This window comes from Amycolatopsis sp., from assembly GCF_035546795.1.
GTDB lineage: Bacteria > Actinomycetota > Actinomycetes > Mycobacteriales > Pseudonocardiaceae > Amycolatopsis_E.
Genome location: NZ_DASZWC010000025.1, coordinates 1 through 14,385, shown reverse-complemented (window position 1 = coordinate 14,385; position 14,385 = coordinate 1). Strand labels below are relative to the sequence as shown.

The following is a 14,385-nucleotide window of genomic DNA, read 5'->3' as shown; positions in this document are numbered from 1 at the left end:
AGCTTAACTGCCGCTCATGGGAACTCCGTCGAGGGTGGTCGGTGACGTGCGTGAACTAGCCTCGCGAGCGGCGCGGACGCAGCTTGGCGGCCCGGCCACCGAGCCTGCGCAACCGGAACAACTCCAGTGCCCGCCCGATCCCGTGTCCGTAAAGTGCCCTGACCTCGTTGGGACGTGCCTGCTCGAGGAACTCCTCGACCTCTTCCTCCTGCACGGCGACGTGCTTGAGGCGGCTCTCCACGCGTTCCATGGCCAGCGCGAAGAACATCATCACGAGCGGAACCGCTACTACGAACCAGACCGTCATTGACTTCAGATCCTCGCTTATGTTGGCTCGGTTCTTGCGCCAAGCTGGGCTGCGGCGTGTCGGCCACCGAGAGGCCGCCGACGAACCTTTCGTAGGCTATCGGGGTGCCCCCCGCCGTTCGCTATGCACCCCGAAAGGGTGACGAAAGCCGGCTTGCTCTTGTTAGACGCGCTCGCCGCATGCTGCGTTGCCTCGCCGAGGCGTATCCGGACGCGCAGGCCGAACTCGACTTCACCAGCCCGCTGGAACTGATCGTCGCCGTCGTACTTTCCGCGCAGACCACCGATGTGCGGGTGAACCAGGTCACGCCCGCGTTGTTCGCGCGCTACCGAACCGCGGCCGACTACGCCGCCGCGGATCGCACCGAACTCGAAGAACTCCTGCGCCCCACCGGGTTCTTCCGGGCGAAGGCGAATTCGCTGATCGGCTTGGGCGCCGCGCTCGTCGAGCGGTTCGACGGGGAGGTGCCGCGCAAAATAGAGGAACTCGTCACACTTCCCGGCGTCGGCCGCAAGACCGCGAACGTCGTGCTCGGCAACGCCTTCGACATCCCCGGCATCACGGTGGACACCCATTTCGGCCGGTTGGTCCGCCGCTGGGGCTGGACGAAGGAAGAGGACCCGGTCAAGGTCGAGCACGCGGTCGGCGAGCTGATCCCGCGCAAGGACTGGACGATGCTCTCGCACCGGGTGATCTTCCACGGCCGTCGCGTCTGCCATTCCCGCAAACCCGCGTGCGGCGCGTGCCCGCTCGCCCGTGACTGCCCGTCCTACGGCGCGGGCCCGACCGGGTTCGAAGAGGCGGCGAAGCTCGTCAAGGGCCCGGAACGCGACCACCTGCTGGCGATGGTGCAAGGGCAGTGACCAAGGCGACGAAGTGGGCGCTGGTGATCGGCGTGCTGGTGCTCGGGGTGATCATCGCGGTCCTGCCCCGGCACAACGGCACGACGCAGAACACCGCGGCGCCCGACCTGTCGCAGGCCCGCGCGGCGGCGGCCTTACCGGCCTGCCCGACCGGCACGGGTGAGGTCCCGCAGCTCAAGGGCGTGCAGGCGCAATGCCTCGGCGACGGCTCGACGATCGATCTCGGTACGGCGCTGGCCGGTGCACCGACCTTGGTCAACTTCTGGGCCACCTGGTGCGAGCCCTGCAAGACGGAGTTACCGGTGCTGAACCAGTACGCCGCGCAGGTCGGCGCGGTGCGGGTACTGGAGGTGCAGGTCGCCAGCTCGGAAGCGGACGGACTCGAACTGCTCCAGCGGCTCGGCGTGCGGCTGCCGAGCGCGTTCGACGGGGAAGGCTCGACAGGCCCGGCGCGCTCGGCGTTCAAGGTGCCCTCCGCGTTGCCGGCGTCGTACCTGGTCACCGCGGACGGACAGGTTCATTTCATCGAAAACCCACGTCTCTTCGACAACAGTGACGCGGTGCGCAAGGCCGTGGAGGAGTACTCGTGAGCGGCCCGCTGGTCGAAGCGGGCTCGGTCCCCGCGTGGTTGCGCCCGCTGGTCGAGGCCAGCGGGCGGGTCGACTCCAGCACGTTCATGCGGTTCAGCCCGCCGGACAACGAGTACACCCGCTCGGCGGCGGTGCTGATCCTGTTCGGCGAAGGCCCGCGCGGCCCGGACGTCCTGCTGCAGCGGCGCGCCGACACCCTCGGCTCGCACGCCGGGCAGGTCGCGTTCCCCGGTGGCGGCGTCGAGGACGGTGACGACGGGATCGTCGACACGGCCTTGCGCGAAGCCGAGGAGGAGACCGGCGTCGACCCCATCGGTGTGCGACCGGTCGCGATCCTCCCGCAGCTGTTCGTGCCCGTGTCGCATTTCGCGGTGACACCGGTGCTCGCGCACTGGGAGAAGCCGTCGCCGGTGCATGCGGTCGACCCGGCCGAGACGGCCGCGGTGGCCAGGGTCGCAGTGCGCGACCTGGCGGAGCCGGCAAACCGGTTCCAGGTCAGCAGGCCCGGGATGCCGATCCGGAGCCCGGTCTTCGTCGTCGACGGGTTGTTCGTCTGGGGCTTCACGGCCGGCCTGTTGTCGGCGCTGCTTTCCCTGGGTGGCTGGGAACGCGAGTGGGATCGCGACGATGTGCGCGATCTTGACGTAGCGTTGCGCGATCACGAAAGGGAGACACGATGAACTGGGTCGACGTGCTGGTGATTGTGCTGGCGCTGCTGGCCGCGATCTCCGGCGCCCGGCAAGGTGTCGTCATCGCGCTGCCCGCACTGATCGGCGTGATCGCCGGGGCCATCGGCGGCATCCGGCTCGCCCCACTGGTGGTCCAGCTGTTCGGCAGCCCCGCCGCGAAGGTCGCGTTCGCCGTCGCCACGGTGGTCTTCCTGGTGGCACTCGGCGAAACGCTCGGGGTGTGGCTAGGCCGTCGGATCAAGATGACGGTCAAGCAGCGGTTCGACACCAGCAAGCTCACCGGCATCGACCAGACGCTCGGCGCGATCGTGCAGGGCATCGTGGTGTTCGTGGTCGCCTGGCTGATCGCGGTCCCGCTGACCGGGGTCGCGGCGCTGCCGGGGCTGGCCAAGGCGATCAACAACTCGGCCGTGCTCGGCGCGGTCGACAAGGCGATGCCGGCCGCCGCCGAAGGGTTGCCGGCGGACCTGCGGAAACTCCTTGACGCGTCCGGGTTCCCGTCGGTCGTGGACCCGTTCCAGAAGACCCAGATCAACGAGATCGCGCCGCCGGACACGAGCCTGCAGACCAGCGCCGTCGTGCAGCAGTTGAAGGGCAGTGTGCTCAAGATCCGCGGTACGGCGTCGTCCTGTTCGCGCGCGCTGGAGGGCAGCGGCTTCGTCGTCGCGCCGCAGCGCGTGGTGACCAACGCGCACGTCGTCGCGGGCACGGACGAGACGGCGGTGGAGACGTCGCAGGGTCGGTTGCCGGCAAGGGTCGTTTACTTCGATCCCGAGGTCGACATCGCGGTGCTCGCCGTGCCGCGGCTGAACGCCACACCGCTGACGATGGCGTCCACGCCGGGGCAGGCGGGTGACAGCGCGATCGTGCTCGGCTACCCGCTCGACGGCCCGTACACCGCCACCGCGGCCCGTATCCGCAACGAGATCACGTTGCAGGGCCCGGACATCTACGATTCACATACCGTGCGCCGGGACGTTTTCACGGTGCGCGCGCAGGTGCGCAGCGGTAACTCCGGCGGCCCGCTGGTGAACCCGTCCGGCCAGGTCATCGGGGTCGTGTTCGGGGCCTCCGTGGAGGACGCGGACACCGGCTTCACGCTGACGGCGAAGCAGGTGAGCCCGGTGATCGAGGAGGCGCCCTCGCTGAGCGCCCGGGTCAGCACGGGGTCCTGCGCGGCCTGAGCTACTGCTCGTTGAGGAACGCGATGAGCGCCTTGTCCGTGCGGCCGGGGTCTTCCAGATGCGGGAAGTGGCCGATGTCCGAAAGGGACTCGAACCGTGACCGCGGCCCTTGCCACGGCGCGGAATCACGGGCGGTCTCGGGCAGCACGCACGTGTCGGCGCTGCCGTGGATCTGGAGGACCGGCGCGGCGGTGCGAGTGCCGACGGCGCTGGTGAAGCGCTTACCCTCGCCGCGGAACTGCGCGCGGAACGCCCAGCGGTAGTACTCCAGCGCGCTGTGCGCCACCCCGGGCACAAGCATCGCCTGGCGGAATTCCCTTACCGTGTCGGGGAAATCCCCGGTCGTCGGCCACACGGGGCCGGACCAGGCGCGCATCAGCCGCTCGACGGCGGCGGCGTCGTCGGCCACCAGCCATTTCTCCGGCCGCATCGGAACCTGGAAACGCAGCAGGTGCCCCATCGCCCTGGTCTGGCTGTTGTGCTTGCGCCGCAACGCTGTTCCGGCGATCGCGGAGCGGAACGCCAGCGGGTGCGCCCCGCCGAGCACGCTCACCGACGCGACAAACCGGGGATGCAGCGAGGCCGCCGTCCAGGCGAGCATGCCGCCCCACGCGTGCCCGACCAGATGCGCCCGGCGCTCGCCGAGCGAACGGATCAACCCGGCGACGTCACCGGCGAGCGTCCACGCGTCGTACCCGCGCGGAGGCTTGTCGGAGTCGCCGTAGCCGCGCAGATCCGCCGCGACCACGCGGAACCCGGCGTCGGCCAGCGACCGCAGCTGATGCCGCCAGGCCCACCAGAACTCGGCGAACCCGTGCAGCAGCAGCACCATCGGGCCGGTACCGGCCTCGGCGACGTGCAACCGGATACCGTTGGCGGACACGTCTCGGTGCGTCCAGGGCCCGGCGAACCGGACGGTGGACGGATCGGGCGGCTCCACGGAGACGGCGGACGTCAGCTGTGCTCGGGAACGGCCTCGCGCTTCGGCTTGAGCGCGGCCGCGGTGTCCTTGAAGCTGGTGATGGTGCGTTCCGGCGCGCGGATCTTCTTCAGCTTGCGCCAGCCAAGGAACGCGAACAGCACGGTGACCACGAGCATCAGGCCGAACACGATGGCGAAGGCCGCCCACCGCTTGAGCCATTCGGACAGCAGCTCACCGAGGAAGAAAAAGAAGAAGAACGAGCTGTACAGCCCGACGACCCCGGCGATCACAAAGAAGACGCTGCCCTTGACGCCCTTCTTGACCTCGCCGACGACCTCCGACTTCGCCAACTCGACCTCGGCCCTGACCAGCGTGGACAGGTGTTGTGTCGCCTGCCCGACGAGACTGCCGATCGATTGGGAACCGTTGGTCGCGCCGTCATCGGCGGACAGCGGGATGTAGGGCACGGCCCCGAGGCCGTCTGGGCCGTTGCGTTCGTGCTCCTGGCTGCTCACGGGGGCCATCGTGCCATGTGTCGCCCGGGGCGGCTCGGTCAGTCCTCCCGCGCGCCGTGCACTTTGTTGCGGCGAAGCAACACCGCGGCCCCGGCGAGCGACGCGAACGCGGAAGCCAGCAACACCGCCGTCTTCGCCAGCTCGCTCTCCTCACCCGACAACGCCAGGTCGGAGATCAACAAGCTGACGGTGAACCCGACCCCGCCGAGCAGCGACAACGCCGCCAGGTCTCGCCAACCGGTGCCGCGCGGCCGTTCCGCGAAGCGCAGTTTCACCGCCAGTGCGGAGGCGCCGAGCAGCCCGACGAACTTGCCGACGACCAGACCGATGAGCACGGCGAGCGGCAGTGCGGTGGTGAACACCTCGGTCAGCGAATGCGCGTCGATCTTGATCCCGGCAGCGAACAACGCGAACACCGGTACCGCCACCGCCGCCGACCACGGCTGCAGCCGGTGCTCCAGGCGCAAAGCAGGCGCGTGCTCCTCGCCGGGATCGGACCGGACGCGCGTGAGCAGGCCCAGCGCGACGCCGGCGATCGTCGCGTGGACCCCGGCCGAATGCACCGCGACCCAGGTGATCAACGCCAGCGGCACGTAGATCCAGGCCGTCCGGACGCGGCGGTGCTGCAGCCAGGCGTACAGCGCCAGCGCCACCACCGCGACCGCCGCGGCGATCAGGTTGAAACCGGTGGTGAACAGCACGGCGATCAGCACGATCGCGCCGAGGTCGTCCACCACCGCCAGCGACAGCAGGAACACCCGCGCGCTGCTGGGCAGGTTCGAGCCGGTGATCGCCAGCACGCCGAGCGCGAAGGCGATGTCCGTCGCCGTCGGGATCGCCCACGCGCGGTCGATGCCCGGGGTGCCGCCGGCGATCGCGAGCGCGAGGAGCGCGGGCACCACCATGCCGCCGAGTGCGGCGACCACCGGCAGGGCCGCACGCTTCCAGTGCGACAGTTCGCCGATCACCAGCTCGCGCTTGAGCTCCAGACCCGCGATGAAGAAGAACAACGCGAGCAAGCCGTCCTTCGCCCAGTCCCCAATGGACAGCCGCAGGTGTAGAAAGTCCGGTCCCAGGTGGAAATCCCGGATCGTCCGATACGCGTCGTCGAGGGGGGAGTTGGCCCAGATCAGTGCTATCGCGGCGGCGCCGAGCAGGATCAGGCCGCCGGTGGTCTCGGTGCGGAGGAAACGAACGAACTCGGCGGCGGCGCGCTGCACGGGTGGGCTCCTTCGGGGTCGGCTCAGTCTTGCCGACCAGACTTCCCGGCGCACCTGGAAGTCATTTTACCGATTCGGCCAAAAGCAGGCGGATGCGAACGGAGGGTGCCGGCCTGACGTGCGATTTGTTCCGCCGTGGCTGTGATCGGATCGGTAATCGACGGCGCAGCACGGGACCGGCGCGACCAAACCAGAACGAGGTTCTAGTATGTGAATCGCCAACAATGTCTAGACCAAAGGGACGTGTCGGCGATGACGACCTCTACCGAGGCTGATTCGGACCGCAGGTTCTTCGGGCACCCACTGGCGCTCGCGAACCTGTTCGGCGTGGAGATGTGGGAGCGGTTCTCCTACTACGGGATGCTGGGCATCCTGCCCATCTACCTGTACTACTCCGTCGCCAACGGCGGGCTCGCGATGCCGGAGGCCACCGCCACCAGCATCACGGGCGCGTACGGCGGGCTGGTGTACCTGTCGACGATCGCCGGCGCCTGGATCGCCGACCGGCTGCTCGGCGCGGAACGCACGCTCTTCTACAGCGGCGTGTTGATCATGATCGGGCATCTCGCCCTCGCCGTACTGCCCGGTTTCCTCGGGGTCGGCGTCGGCCTCGTGTGCGTGGCGCTCGGCAGTGGCGGCCTCAAGGGCAACGCGACCTCCGTCGTCGGCACGCTCTACGGCGAGAAGGACGAGCGGCGCGACGGCGGGTTCAGCCTGTTCTACATGGGCATCAACCTCGGCAGCTTCGTCGGCCCGCTGCTGACCGGGCTGGCGCAGAGCAACGTCGGCTTCCACCTCGGTTTCGGGCTGGCCGCGATCGGCATGGCGCTCGGGCTGATTCAGTACACGATCGGCCGCCGGCACCTGCCGGAGTCGGCGAGGACGGTGCCGAACCCGTTGCCCGCGAGCGGCAGACTGCCGATGACCGGCGTCGCCGTGCTGGCGGTCGCCGTGATCCTGGTGGCGGTGCTGACCGGGCTGGTGACCGCGGCGAACCTCTCCGACGTCGTCGTGTGGGTGGTCGCGGTCGCCGCGATCATCTACTTCGTGGTGATCCTGACCAGCCGCAAGATCACCACGGTGGAACGCAAGCGGGTGTTCTCGTTCATCCCGATGTTCATCGCGAGCGCGGCCTTCTGGTCGCTGTACCAGCAGCAGTTCACCGTGGTCGAGGTCTACTCGGACAAGCGACTGGACCGGAACCTGTTCGGCTGGGAGATGCCGGTGTCCTGGGTGCAGTCGATCAACCCGGTGTTCATCATCGTGCTCGCGCCGTTGTTCGCCCTGCTGTGGACCAAACTCGGACGGCGCCAGCCCTCGACGCCGATCAAGTTCGCCCTCGGCACGTCGATCATGGGTGTGGCTTTCCTGCTGTTCCTGCCAATGGCGGGCGGCGGGCCCAACAGCGCCCCGTTGCTCGGCCTGGTCGGCATCCTGCTCGTGTTCACCCTCGCCGAGCTGATGCTCTCGCCGGTCGGGCTGTCGTTGTCCACGAAGCTCGCGCCGCAGGCGTTCCAGACGCAGATGGTGGCGCTGTTCTTCCTGTCGGTTTCGCTGGGCACGGCGCTTTCCGGCTCGCTGGCCGAGTACTACAGCGCCGACAACGAAGGCCCGTATTTCGGCATCCTCGGCGCGGTCGCGATCGTGATCGGTGTGCTGCTGGCGATGGCGAGCCCGTTCGTCCGGAAGCTGATGTCGGGCGTGCGCTAACTCGTGGCCACGCCGAAGAGTGCGCCGACGTAGTACGTGACCAGCATGGTCAGCAGGCCGACACCGACGTTGCGCAGCACGGCCCGCCCGGCACGCGCGTTGCCCAGCCGGGCGCTGACGTAACCGGTGAGGAACAAGCCGACGGCCACCGCGATCACGCAGGCCCACACCCGCCAGGACAGCGGCGGCAGCGCGATGGCCAGCAACGGCAGCAGCGCGCCGACGGAGAACGACAGCAGCGAGGCCCACGCCGCCTGCCACGGGCTCGTCAGGTCGTCGGGATCGATCCCGAGTTCGGCCTCCGCATGCGCCTGGAACGCGTCCTTCTCGGTGAGCTCGCGCGCGACTTCCGCGGCCAGCTTCGGGGACAGCCCTTTCTCTTCGTAGATCTCCGCGAGTTCGCGTTCCTCTGCCTCCGGCATTGTTTTCAGTTCGTGCTTTTCCAGCCTGAGCAGGGCGCGTTCGGTATCGCGCTGGGTGCTCACCGAGACGTATTCACCGCCCGCCATCGAAAGCGCGCCCGCGACCAGTCCTGCGATTCCGGCCACGAGCACGGCGGGGCGGTCTGTGGTCGCTCCCGCGACCCCGACCACGATCCCGGCGACCGACACGATCCCGTCGTTGGCCCCGAGAACGCCGGCCCGCAGCCAGTTCAGCTTGCTGCCGATGCTCTCGTTGTGCGGTTCGTGGGAGTGCGCCGAAGTGGCGTCCTGGGTTTCGGTCACAGCTTTATTCAAACACAGCGCGCGCGTATTTGTCGTGCTATGTTCGGTCGACCGAGAAAAGGCAAACCTCAGTTAGTTTCGGCTAGCCTAATTGCTATTTCCCGGTGAACTCCGGGAGTCGCCGCACGCGATAACCGAGGTCGATCGCCGCTCCAGTGGCGGGGTCCCCAAGCTCGACGCGCCACTGGCCGGCGAACTGGTCCACGCCCGCGCGCATCGGGATGGTGCCCGAGAGCAGGGCCACGCCGGTCTCGTGCAGGTTGTGTTCAGTCAGGAAACCGAGCCAGTACTCGGGGCTGAGCAACTCGGCGGCCGTGCCGTCCTGGATCAGGGTGTCGTCCGCCCAGGCGCGCAGGGTGAGGTCGTCGATCCGGTCGGCGACGTCGGTCAGCCGCCAGGCGTCGCGGGCCAGCACGTCCGGGCCGGCGTTCTTGCTCCAGGCCACGCCGTGCACTTCCAGCGCGCGGTCGGTGTGGTCGCAAGCCGCGGTGAGCAGCACATCCTCCGGGCGTGGGCCGGTGATGAGCAATGCCCATTCGGCCTCGCCGGACGTGCGCTCGTGCTGTGCGGGCACTTCGTCGGTCTGCATCGCGAGGTACGGGGAGACGGGGTAGACGGCCGGGGTCGACTCGGGAGCGGGGACGCCAAGGTCGGCCAGTTCGGCGACGTGCGCCGCGACGTCTTCCTGGTTCCGCCCGGCGTAGCCGCCGTTGAGCAGGGTGTGCACGCCGACCGTCACTTCCGCGCCGTCGGGCAGCCGGAACCGCAGTTCGGGAGGTGTCGTCATGGCCTTCTCCGTTTCGGGGTAACCCAGTTCTTACCTGACAGACCTTGCGCATGCAGGTTGTATACAACCAGTATTACCGGATCAGTCCGACCAACGAGACCAGGATGTGAGCAATGACCTCCGCTACGCCGAAGGCGGACGCGACTTCCCTGCGTCGCGCGTTTCTCGCCAGCCTGTCCGGCACTTCGCTGGAGTGGTACGACTTCGCCGCCTACTCCGCCGCGGCCGCGACAGTCTTCGGGCATCAGTTCTTCCCGGGCGGAGATCCGCTGGTCAGCACGATGGCCGCGTTCTCCACGTATGCGGTCGGCTACCTGTCCCGCCCGCTCGGCGGATTCGTATTCGGCAGGCTCGGTGACGTGCTCGGCCGCAAGCGGGTGCTGGTGGTGACGCTGCTGCTCACCGGTATCGCCACGTTCCTGATCGGCCTGCTGCCCACGCACGCGGCCGTCGGCGGCCTGGCCGCGGTGCTGCTAGTGCTGCTGCGCTTCGCGCAGGGTGTCGGTATCGGCGGCGAGTGGGGCGGCGCCGTGCTGTTGTCCAGCGAGTTCGGTGACCCGGCCCGGCGCGGCTTCTGGGCGTCGGCCGCGCAGATCGGCCCGCCGGCAGGCAACCTACTGGCCAACGGCGTCCTGGCCGTGCTCTCGCTCGCGCTCACCGAGGCCCAGTTCGACTCCTGGGGCTGGCGGGTGGCGTTCCTGCTCTCCGGTGTACTCGTCGCATTCGGCTTGTGGATCCGGCTGCGGCTGGAGGAGACGCCGGTGTTCCGCCGGATCGCCGAAACCGGTGACCGGCCGAAGGCGCCGATTTCCGAGGTGTTCCGCACCGAGAAGCGGGGCTTGCTCGCGGCCATTTTCGTGCGCGTCTGCCCGGACGTGATGTACGCGTTGTTCACGGTCTTCGTGCTGACCTACATGACCCAGCAGTTGCACATGTCGCGCGGCGAGGGGCTGACGGCGGTGATGATCGGTTCGGCCTGTCAGCTCGTGCTCATGCCGGCGTTCGGCGCACTGTCCGACCGGATTGACCGCCGGCGGTTGTACTTGGTCGCCACCATCCTCGGGGCGATCTGGCCGTTCGTGTTCTTCCCGCTGCTGTCGACGCGCTCGTTCGCCGCGGTGCTGCTCGGCGTGGTGGTCGCGCTGGTGATCCACGCGGCGCTGTACGGGCCGCAGGCGGCGTTGATCACCGAGCAGTTCTCGGAGCGCCTGCGCTACACCGGCAGCTCGCTCGCGTACACCCTGGCCGGCGTGATCGGCGGTGCTGTGGCGCCGCTGCTGTTCACGAGCCTGCTGGCCGGATTCGGTACCTGGCTCGTGCTCGCCCTGTACGTACTGGTCGCGGGCATTGTCAGCGTGATCGGCGTGGTGCTCGCCCGCAGGTCGGCCGATGCTCCGGCCGAGGTGGACGCGTCGGTCACGTCGCGGTGAGCTGCGTGTTCAGCGTTGTCGTGTGGTGGTGGTCGATCGCGGCGATCGCCGTCGATACGGCGCCCAGCTCGAGGGCCTTGAAGATGGCGTAATGCTCGGCGAGCACCCGCTCTTGGCGATCGCTGGACCGGGACAGCGCAGTGAGCCCGGCACGCATCTGCCGGGCGCGCAGTGAAGCGTAGGTCTTGCTGAGCATCGAATTGCCCACGCTGTCGACCAGCACGCTGTGGAAGAGGTGGTCGAACTCGATGAACTCCTTGGCGTGCGCCGGGTCCTCGAACCGCTTTTGCTGCTCCATCGCGGCCTGGAGCTCGGCCACCGGGACGTTGCCGGTCTCGATGGCCCGCTGCGCGGCATATCGCTCGAGGACTCCGCGCAGTTCGAACAGCTCGCGCAGGTCACGGCCGCTGAGCGGGGCGATGTACGCGCCGCGGTTGGGCACCAGCTGCACGAGCTCCTCGGACGCCAGCTGGAGCAGCGCCTCCCGCACGGGCGTTCGCGAAACACCTACCTGCTCTGCCACGTCCTGTTCGCTGACGAAGGCACCTTCGAGCTCGGGATCGGCCAGCACCGTGCGCTTCAGGAACTGGTAGGCCTTCTCACGGCCCGAGACTGCGGCCTTGGCTGTGCCAGGCATCCGGCGCTCCCTCCATACACGTTGTATACAGATCGTACTCGGAGCGATGCCGTTACAACGGAACGCCGGGGCGGATGCCTGATCGAGTGAGCATCCGCCCCGGCGAGTCTCTGGGGCGCTATCGACTATAGGTCAGTTGTCGAGTTCGACAAGTGCCTGCTTCGCCTCTTCGAGTTCGGCTTCCAGTTGCGCGACCTTGGCCCGCTGCTGCTCGCGGGCCTGGTTGATCACCTCGTCGATCGGGGTGGACAGGTCCTCGTGCAGCTCCTTGACCGCGCGGGACACGGCCGAGGCGGAGATCGCCAGGCCACGCGCCACCCAGGTGCTGCCGTGCTTGAGCTCTGCCTGCCAATCGCCATCGGCCGTGCCGGTGACCGTCAGGGTCAACTCGACGGTGCGGGTCTTGCGGGCTGTGGCGCCCTTCGCGCGGCCGCGCTTGGGCTTCGGGGTCTCCTCGGCCGACTCGGTTTCAGTGGCCTCGGTGGGCTTCGCGGCAGGCTTCTCCTCGTCGGTGGCCTGCTCCTGCGGGGCGGTCGTGGTGTCCAAGCTCATTACGGGTGCGGTCTCCCTCTTCGTGGGGTCCGGCTACGACGACCGGAATCCTAGAACACGTGTTCGACTTTGGGAATAGTGGGTCCCGGAGTCAGATTGTGCGGGCGAGCCCCGGCGGTGTCCCGGCTGGGGGTGTGGCCACTCGTCCGGGTGGCCCACGGCAGGGTGGATGCCTGCGGTTTCCGTTACAGATCAACACCCGATCGGGTGTATTGACCGATTTTCCGCGAGCTTGGCAAATGCGACGTTTCCGCAGGTGGCGGCCTTGAGGGTGAGCTACCCGATAGTTGATCATCGGAACGTGTTGCTGATAGCTATCTGACCCAGACGCCCCTGCAGTGTCACGTGTCCACGGGGAGACACGGCGCGGCGGATTTTCTGTCCGAAGTTGTCTCGAGGATTGGTAGATGCAAAAAACTGCGGTTTCGCGCGCCCGGAAAATCTTCGCGGTCGCCGGTTTCTCAATTCTGGTGCTGTGCACGGCTGGTTGTTCCGGAAATGATTCCCCGGACGTCGCGCCGGCAGCGGTCAGCCAGGAGGATCTGACCCAACTGCCGGAGGCCAACACCTTCGCCACGGTCACCGGCGCCCCGCTGGATCCGCAGCCGGGAGCCGGTGCGAGCGCGGGCAAGGTGCTGCATCCGAAGAACGATCTGGTGGTCTACGCGAGCATGGGCGGCAAGCCGATCGCCAAGTTGCCCACGATTCAGATGGGCTCGCCGACCTGGGTTCCGGTCGTCGCCGAACAGGACGACTGGGCCGAGGTGCTGCTGCCGACAAGGCCGAATGCTTCGGCGGGCTGGGTGCACGTACCCGAAGGCACCGCGGAATCCGCGCAGAACGACTACGCCATCAACGTCGACCGCGCCTCGTTCACGTTGGAGATCCTGGAGAACGGCAAGCAGACCGGGAAGTGGACCATCGGCACCGGTAAGCCGGAGCATCCCACCCCGGCCGGCCGCGCCTACATCATCGCGTCGATCGAAGAAACGAAGAACACCTACAGCCCGATCGTGCTCCCGCTGAGCTACCACTCGGACTCGCTGGAGACGTTCGGCGGCGGCCCCGGCACCGTCGGCCTGCACACCTGGCCGAACGACAGTTTCGTCGGAAAAGCCAATTCCGACGGTTGTATCCGCGTTCCGCAGGACGCATTGGACCAGCTCGTCAAAATGCCGCTCGGCACGATCGTCAACATTGTCTGATCGCGCAGGGAAAACGGGGAAACAATTCCAGGAAAGGTGATTTCTTGTCCAGAAAGAAGGCTGTCGTCGGCGGGGTCGGCGCGCTGTCCGCGCTGCTCGTCTCGGGTGTGCTGCTCGCCCCCGCCGCCGGCGCGACCACGGCCGGTTCCGGCGTGAACTCGGCGTTCGCGATCTCCGCATCCGGGCTGCTCACGATCAAGGAGACCCCGGCCGTCGACGACTCCGATGGCTTCTCGCAGGAGTCGCTGGCCAAGCTCGACCTGCCCGCCAGCCTGGTCTCGCTGCACGTGCTGAACGCGCAGGCCGGCGCTGAGGGCGCCCGGGCCAGCGTCGCGGACGTGTCGGTTGGCCTCGGTGTGGGCAAGCCGCTGCTGAGCGCGTCGGCCATCGAGGCGCAGTGCGACGGCAGCAAGGCCACGTCCTCGCTCGCCAAGGCGAAGATCGGTGACCTGAAGCTCGACGTGGCCGTACCGGCGAACACCGGGGTATCGGTCCCCGGGGTGCTGTCGGTCGTGCTGAACAAGCAGGTCACGCACAAGGACGGTTCGGTCACCGTCACCGCCATCTCGATCAACGTGGACAACGTCCAGAAGATCGACATCGCGTCGGCGACCTGCGCGCCCGGTGACGACGGCGATGGCGGCGGCGAGACGACCACGACGAAGCCCACCGAGCCGACGAAGTCCACGTCGAGCACGCCGACCTCCTCGAAGGGCGGCAGCTCGGGTTCCGGCTCAGGGGACAAGGCGACCTCGAACGGCAAGGCGCCGACGCCGACCCCGGTCAAGGCGCACCTCGACGTGACCGGCTGAGTCCGCAGACAGACTGGGGCCCCTTCCCGTGGGAAGGGGCCCCAGTCGCGTTCAGGTCAGTCTTCGCCCTTGCCCGACTGCAGCCCGGACGAAATCAGGTCCATGACTGATGAGTCGGCGAGGGTGGTGACGTCGCCGATGGCGCGGTTTTCGGCGACGTCGCGCAGGAGGCGGCGCATGATTTTCCCGGAGCGGGTTTTGGGGAGTTCGGGCACGACCATGATCTGGCGGGGTTTG

General features: G+C 68.1%; 17 protein-coding genes. 8 read left to right on the top strand and 9 right to left on the bottom strand.

What is annotated here, in order from left to right:
* Window positions 1-55 precede the first annotated feature (55 nt).
* The gene (locus tag VHD82_RS16435; RefSeq protein ID WP_325703809.1) at window positions 56-307 is read right to left on the bottom strand and encodes a hypothetical protein; all 252 of its coding nucleotides are present in this window, start codon (window positions 305-307) and stop codon (window positions 56-58) included.
* 179 nt (window positions 308-486) lie between these two features.
* On the opposite strand from VHD82_RS16435, the gene nth reads away from it, so the two are divergent.
* The 4 genes from nth to VHD82_RS16415 are packed head-to-tail and all read left to right on the top strand — an operon-like array spanning window position 487 to window position 3,633.
* Window positions 487-1,170, top strand: coding sequence for an endonuclease III (nth, locus tag VHD82_RS16430; protein ID WP_325703806.1), 684 nt, complete (start codon window positions 487-489; stop codon window positions 1,168-1,170).
* Window positions 1,167-1,760 carry a TlpA disulfide reductase family protein gene (locus VHD82_RS16425; RefSeq protein ID WP_325703804.1) on the top strand — a complete coding sequence of 198 codons (594 nt, stop codon included), beginning with the start codon at window positions 1,167-1,169 and terminating at the stop codon, window positions 1,758-1,760. The genes nth and VHD82_RS16425 overlap by 4 nt, the downstream gene beginning before the upstream one ends.
* The gene (locus VHD82_RS16420) at window positions 1,757-2,440 is read left to right on the top strand and encodes a CoA pyrophosphatase (protein ID WP_325703801.1); all 684 of its coding nucleotides are present in this window, start codon (window positions 1,757-1,759) and stop codon (window positions 2,438-2,440) included. Before VHD82_RS16425 ends, VHD82_RS16420 begins: the two co-directional genes overlap by 4 nt.
* On the top strand, window positions 2,437-3,633 hold the full coding sequence (locus tag VHD82_RS16415; protein WP_325703798.1) for a MarP family serine protease: 1,197 nt from the start codon (window positions 2,437-2,439) through the stop codon (window positions 3,631-3,633). The genes VHD82_RS16420 and VHD82_RS16415 overlap by 4 nt, the downstream gene beginning before the upstream one ends.
* Window position 3,634: 1 nt before the next feature.
* Here the strand turns inward: VHD82_RS16415 and VHD82_RS16410 are convergent, their stop codons facing one another.
* Genes VHD82_RS16410 through nhaA form a run of 3 tightly spaced genes read right to left on the bottom strand, consistent with a single transcriptional unit; the run spans window position 3,635 to window position 6,317 of the window.
* Window positions 3,635-4,573, bottom strand: coding sequence for an alpha/beta hydrolase (locus VHD82_RS16410; protein WP_325703796.1), 939 nt, complete (start codon window positions 4,571-4,573; stop codon window positions 3,635-3,637).
* Between the two features lie 14 nt (window positions 4,574-4,587).
* Complete coding sequence (locus tag VHD82_RS16405; protein WP_325703793.1) at window positions 4,588-5,079, bottom strand: phage holin family protein; 492 nt, start codon at window positions 5,077-5,079, stop codon at window positions 4,588-4,590.
* 29 nt (window positions 5,080-5,108) lie between these two features.
* Window positions 5,109-6,317: a Na+/H+ antiporter NhaA gene (nhaA, locus tag VHD82_RS16400; protein WP_414637528.1), complete on the bottom strand. Its 1,209-nt coding sequence runs from the start codon at window positions 6,315-6,317 to the stop codon at window positions 5,109-5,111.
* Between the two features lie 225 nt (window positions 6,318-6,542).
* Between nhaA and VHD82_RS16395 the strand changes: the two genes are divergently transcribed.
* Window positions 6,543-8,000: a peptide MFS transporter gene (locus VHD82_RS16395; protein ID WP_325703787.1), complete on the top strand. Its 1,458-nt coding sequence runs from the start codon at window positions 6,543-6,545 to the stop codon at window positions 7,998-8,000.
* Here the strand turns inward: VHD82_RS16395 and VHD82_RS16390 are convergent.
* Entirely contained in the window at window positions 7,997-8,725 is a 729-nt protein-coding gene (locus VHD82_RS16390; RefSeq protein ID WP_325703784.1) for a VIT family protein, read from the bottom strand. The two genes, VHD82_RS16395 and VHD82_RS16390, sit on opposite strands and share 4 nt — an antisense overlap.
* A 94-nt stretch (window positions 8,726-8,819) precedes the next feature.
* Window positions 8,820-9,512: a DUF2848 domain-containing protein gene (locus VHD82_RS16385; RefSeq protein WP_325703782.1), complete on the bottom strand. Its 693-nt coding sequence runs from the start codon at window positions 9,510-9,512 to the stop codon at window positions 8,820-8,822.
* 113 nt (window positions 9,513-9,625) lie between these two features.
* Here VHD82_RS16385 and VHD82_RS16380 point away from each other — a divergent pair, with 113 nt between their 5' ends.
* Entirely contained in the window at window positions 9,626-10,942 is a 1,317-nt protein-coding gene (locus tag VHD82_RS16380; protein ID WP_325703780.1) for an MFS transporter, read from the top strand.
* On the opposite strand, the gene VHD82_RS16375 is transcribed toward VHD82_RS16380, so the two are convergent.
* A complete protein-coding gene (locus VHD82_RS16375) occupies window positions 10,929-11,579 on the bottom strand; it encodes a GntR family transcriptional regulator (RefSeq protein ID WP_325703777.1) in 651 nt (216 codons plus the stop codon). The two genes, VHD82_RS16380 and VHD82_RS16375, sit on opposite strands and share 14 nt — an antisense overlap.
* A gap of 132 nt (window positions 11,580-11,711) precedes the next feature.
* On the bottom strand, window positions 11,712-12,131 hold the full coding sequence (locus VHD82_RS16370) for a DUF6319 family protein (protein WP_325703774.1): 420 nt from the start codon (window positions 12,129-12,131) through the stop codon (window positions 11,712-11,714).
* Between the two features lie 407 nt (window positions 12,132-12,538).
* On the opposite strand from VHD82_RS16370, the gene VHD82_RS16365 reads away from it, so the two are divergent.
* Together VHD82_RS16365 and VHD82_RS16360 are read left to right on the top strand one after the other, a co-directional pair.
* A complete protein-coding gene (locus VHD82_RS16365) occupies window positions 12,539-13,336 on the top strand; it encodes a L,D-transpeptidase (protein ID WP_325703771.1) in 798 nt (265 codons plus the stop codon).
* A 44-nt stretch (window positions 13,337-13,380) separates the two neighbouring features.
* Entirely contained in the window at window positions 13,381-14,148 is a 768-nt protein-coding gene (locus tag VHD82_RS16360; protein ID WP_325703768.1) for a choice-of-anchor P family protein, read from the top strand.
* Between the two features lie 56 nt (window positions 14,149-14,204).
* Here the strand turns inward: VHD82_RS16360 and VHD82_RS16355 are convergent.
* Window positions 14,205-14,385 (bottom strand): hypothetical protein (locus VHD82_RS16355; protein ID WP_325703765.1); only part of this gene is annotated, 181 nt, incomplete at its 5' end.

Coding starts and splice junctions, on each gene's coding strand:
- nth (WP_325703806.1), top strand. CDS start 487: ATGCTGCGTTGCCTCGCCGAGGCGTATCCGGACGCGCAGGCCGAACTC.
- VHD82_RS16370 (WP_325703774.1), bottom strand. CDS start 12,131: ATGAGCTTGGACACCACGACCGCCCCGCAGGAGCAGGCCACCGACGAG.
- VHD82_RS16365 (WP_325703771.1), top strand. CDS start 12,539: ATGCAAAAAACTGCGGTTTCGCGCGCCCGGAAAATCTTCGCGGTCGCC.
- VHD82_RS16435 (WP_325703809.1), bottom strand. CDS start 307: ATGACGGTCTGGTTCGTAGTAGCGGTTCCGCTCGTGATGATGTTCTTC.
- VHD82_RS16380 (WP_325703780.1), top strand. CDS start 9,626: ATGACCTCCGCTACGCCGAAGGCGGACGCGACTTCCCTGCGTCGCGCG.
- VHD82_RS16395 (WP_325703787.1), top strand. CDS start 6,543: ATGACGACCTCTACCGAGGCTGATTCGGACCGCAGGTTCTTCGGGCAC.
- VHD82_RS16385 (WP_325703782.1), bottom strand. CDS start 9,512: ATGACGACACCTCCCGAACTGCGGTTCCGGCTGCCCGACGGCGCGGAA.
- VHD82_RS16415 (WP_325703798.1), top strand. CDS start 2,437: ATGAACTGGGTCGACGTGCTGGTGATTGTGCTGGCGCTGCTGGCCGCG.
- VHD82_RS16375 (WP_325703777.1), bottom strand. CDS start 11,579: ATGCCTGGCACAGCCAAGGCCGCAGTCTCGGGCCGTGAGAAGGCCTAC.
- VHD82_RS16405 (WP_325703793.1), bottom strand. CDS start 5,079: ATGGCCCCCGTGAGCAGCCAGGAGCACGAACGCAACGGCCCAGACGGC.